Annotated in this window: 3 protein-coding genes; all 3 read right to left on the reverse strand. The window is 47.2% G+C overall.

The features are described from left to right. The coding region (locus D6694_15265) for a glutamate racemase (protein ID RMH34282.1) at positions 1-102 on the reverse strand (102 nt) is incomplete at its 3' end. A gap of 2 nt (positions 103-104) precedes the next feature. Continuing rightward, the gene (locus D6694_15270) at positions 105-392 is read right to left on the reverse strand and encodes a hypothetical protein (protein RMH34283.1); all 288 of its coding nucleotides are present in this window, start codon (positions 390-392) and stop codon (positions 105-107) included. Between the two features lie 189 nt (positions 393-581). Continuing rightward, a complete protein-coding gene (locus D6694_15275) occupies positions 582-3,557 on the reverse strand; it encodes a VWA domain-containing protein (GenBank protein ID RMH34284.1) in 2,976 nt (991 codons plus the stop codon). Between the last annotated feature and the right edge of the window lie 234 nt (positions 3,558-3,791).

Consider the following 3,791-nt stretch of genomic DNA (forward strand, 5'->3'; position numbering starts at 1 on the left):
ATCAGCTAGATAGACGAGATGCTCATGAGGCAGCAAGGCGCGTATTTCGCTAACGACGGTTAGGCCGCCGATACCGGAGTCCAGAATACCAATGGGTCGCATCTTCAACAAAACCGGATACCCCCGATTGCATGCTGCAGCGCTTGTGTGCATGTGTGATGTTGAAAGTCATTACACGGTCCAGTGGCACCGTGACCCCATGCCGGGTCAGGCCATGCCGCATCTGTATGCCGTTGTGCGATGACGTGAATATGCAGTTGCGGCTCGCGCGGCATCACCTGAGTTTCCTGAATTTGGTTCAGAACATCTTCAATCATCCCTGCCAAGCCATCCGTGTTCGTCAGGAGATTGGACAGCAACTCCTTCTTCAGCTTCACTTCGTACTTGATCATGTTGGTATCTCCTGCTCCGGATTGTTCTTCAGCAACTCAATCCTACGGAAATGAAACCCACGATGGCCCCTCAAAATTTCAGAAGTTTATGGATGCCACCGCCGAAAGCCTGCGATTAGTGTGAACTGGCCCTAGTTTGATCGTTTCATACAAATAACTTTTCATCATCTTTAGAAGAAAATGCAAAAATTATTTTGCTCTTGCTGACACTACTCTGGAATATGGCGATTTTATTTTTCCTTTGTAAGCAAAGATCTTATAGAAGTATTTAGCGCCCTTCCGCACCTTCCGGTCAAGGAATATGGTCGTGTTCATTTTTACGCGTCCGATACGCCTGAATGCCCCCCTCGGACCTTGTCTCCTCAGAATAAAATAGCCTCGCTCGCCTTTAACATTATTTCTCCATAAGACTTTGATTTTCCCCCGCAACGGCTGGGCCTTAAGCAAGATCGGCCGTGCCAGTTTCAATGCGGACTTTTTCACAGTTATAGTCGTGGTAAATGACTTGCCGTTTGCAGTATCTGTAATCGTCAGTTGCGTTGTTCCAGCTTTCATGCCCCAGATGTCAGCATATTGACTGGAGCTGTAGCTGTTCACCTTGGCAATGGCCGGATTTGCAACTGTCCATACGTATTTCGGTGGTAAGGATGTAGATGCAGTTAAGGCCTCAAAAGTAGCACTCTTTTTCAGACCGATGATGACTTTCTGGCCCATGGAATTCATGCCCGCGAGGCCAACATCAGATATAAATAAAGTGTGGGTGGCAACCAATCTCGGGTAAGTTGTATCCCGCAGCGTTACTGTGACGAAGCCTGATTGGCCAGGATTGGCTGTGACGGTGACTATCGATGGATTTGTGGGATTAACCTTGATGCTAGCAACCGCCGGTTTATCAATCGACCATGTATGGGCTGCTGTCAGGGGCGAAACATATTTGGTTACGCCCTCAAGCGATACTGTTCCTTGCGGGGCAAGCAAATCCGGCCCGAAAATGGTCAATGCCGGTGTTGGGTTCCGGAAACCAAGTTTGCCTGGGTTGAAATAGACATTTGCCACGGTATTGTTGTAGTTATTCTTAACCGCCAGCGTGGCCGTATGTTGCCCAAAACCGCGGAGAGGCGTTACATACTCCATAACATACAAGCTTTTGGGGTATCCGTTGGCGGCCAACCGGATTTGGTTCATCGCTGTGTCAAAGGCAAGATCCCGACCGTTCAGGGTGTAGTAAAAATATCTTGCCTGTACAACATGGCCCTTGCTTCCGGCAATGGCCGTAAGATTCTGCAGGACCGTAGCGGGGAGATATTTGATTCCAGTGAGCAGAAAATAAATGCTGTTTTTGCCCACCGAGGCTTTTGCCTGGGCCATAGACTTTATGCCTGCCGTATCGCCTCCATCGGTGACAACGATCATTTGTCCAACATTCAACTGACCGTTTTTGTACGTTGTGGAAATCGTTTTCATGCCGGTAACCACTGCGCCATAGAGATTGGTGGAAGCACCTCCTATACGGAGCCCATTGATTGCCTTGACCAGGAGTGCGGTATTATTGGTGAAATTCTGTTTCAATCGCACGATATCATCAAAGGCCCAGATGCTGACCGTTTCACCGGGCTGTAAACGGCTTTTACCATTCACATCAACGAGCATGTTGATGACGGTTTTTTTCATGGCCGCCAGATCTGCAGGTGTAATACTCGAGCTGATGTCAAACATAATGACTTTCTTATTCCTGAAACTGGATGGTTTTACCGACAGAGGATGAATATCGAAAAAGGCTTCGGGCACCAGTGCATTGATCCCGTCGACATTCAGTGAGAAATGGTTGCGCGTCAATCCTGTTATAGGAGTGCCGATCCAGGAATTGGTGGCGCTAAAAATCATTTTGATGTTAGCAGGCTTTGAGGCTGTAGCAGAGAGAGGAAATAGTTGTACATCCACAGCTGGGTTGGCGTTATTGGGGTGACGTGCCGTGTAATTGGATATTCGGGTTGTGTCAAAGAATTTGACCAATCTCCCATTTCTCGAAAAGTAGTATAGGCTCCCTTTGGGGCCAAAAGTAAATGTTCCGCACGGGTCATTGCGCAGAAAGGTAAATGGAGGAGATTTAGGGGTCTGCTGATTTGTGACTGCCGGGAAGCTGACTTTAGTCAGCAGGCCCGTTGTTGGCTCAAGTTCAAAAAGACTGTTGTCAGGTGCACCTATATACAGTTTGCCATTCGGTCCTTCATGCAAAAAAGAAAATTCCAGCCCAGCAAGACTCGTACCACCCTTCGTTGCTGGATCCAAGGATAAATTAATTGTCGAAACAATGCCTTTTGGGGTGCGCTGATAGAGGATTGTGGTATATGGTGGTGTTGGCACACGATCAGTATAATAAAGGTTATCTGACTTATCGAAGCCAAGAATCCGGGGCCCAGATAACACCATTGATGGAAAGGTGACCAGGGTTGTTACAGTGCCATTTGGTGCGCGCTGTTTAATTTCATAGATATATCTTCCCTGAAATCTAGTGCTGAAGTAGACAATATTTCCCTTGGAATCGACCTGTATCTGTTCGATGCTGCCACCGGAAGGCTCGGTGAAGAGGACCTGTTCTCTTCCATACAATGGCTTTGACATAACTGCTCCAGCCACCCATCTGTTTCCTGGCAAGTACGTGGTGTTGAACAAAAGGTTGTCTGCAGCATCAATGGCTATTGAGGTCATATTATATGCGCCATACGTGAAGCCAGTTCTATAAATGAATCGTGGTTGCATATATTGCGAATAACTGCCATCAGGCGTAATTAGCCATAAGTTTGGCTGGGGCTGGAGCCTTCCACCTTGTAAAGGATAGGTTTTAGATTGCCATGGATATAGTGTGCTATGAAAAAGATCCAGAATATATATATTTCCTTGGGAATCAGCTTCGATATCGACATCAGTGGGTCGCGCCCCTGTGGGCAAGGAACACCCTCCTATCGCTGTACCAACAAAATCATAGGCCATATAGCCGGGGATCGTTGCAGATCTTCCAAGATTCGGAAAGAGAAACTGGCCGATTGCCGCTAACAGGCATAATATCAGCCACCAGAAGCTTCCTATGGGAGACGTCCGTGGTTGATTTCGATCAAGACTTTGTACGTTTTTAGTGTTCTTTATGATGGCATCAAGGGTATGCATTTAGTTAACTCCATGTGTCTGGGGGAGCGATTACTATACGTATCAGACGAAATTTAGGATAAATATATGTGAAATGTGCAACCATTTCTCTGACAGGGCAAGATTTTATGAGAGGGATATGGAGCAATGACAGCGGATTGGCTATGCTTGCGCGCGAATCCAAACGGGGGCGTCTCATGAGGCTCGCGTGTGACAGGGGCTTGATGCGATATGAATGTTGATGTCTTGAAGGTC

The sequence above is a fragment of the Gammaproteobacteria bacterium genome, assembly GCA_003696665.1.
Taxonomy (GTDB): domain Bacteria; phylum Pseudomonadota; class Gammaproteobacteria; order Enterobacterales.

Bases quoted from the DNA above. Each gene is read 5' to 3' on its own strand.
- D6694_15270 (RMH34283.1), bottom strand. From the start codon at position 392: ATGATCAAGTACGAAGTGAAGCTGAAGAAGGAGTTGCTGTCCAATCTC.
- D6694_15275 (RMH34284.1), bottom strand. From the start codon at position 3,557: ATGCATACCCTTGATGCCATCATAAAGAACACTAAAAACGTACAAAGT.